We start from the raw sequence: 221 nt of genomic DNA on the forward strand, positions 1-221 counted from the left end.
TCCGCGACCAGCAACGGCCGCACGGTGGATGCGACCGTCGTAGCCTATCGCTTCCCGTCCGCCACCTATTACTTCCTCGTGGTGACGCCCTCGGGCAATCGCCTCGGCGCCTTTGCGAGCATGGTGTCCAGCGTGGCGCAACTGTCGCCGCAGGCAGCCGCCGCGATCAAGGGGAAGCGGATCCGCATCGTGACGGTGAAAGCCGGCGACACGATCGACAG

At 66.5% G+C, this 221-nt stretch carries 1 pseudogene; it reads left to right on the forward strand.

The features are described from left to right. Window positions 1-221 (forward strand): annotated as a pseudogene (locus QD228_RS17105) (hypothetical protein); the annotation flags it as partial.

It is taken from the genome of Cobetia sp. 3AK (assembly GCF_029846335.1).
GTDB lineage: Bacteria > Pseudomonadota > Gammaproteobacteria > Pseudomonadales > Halomonadaceae > Cobetia > Cobetia marina.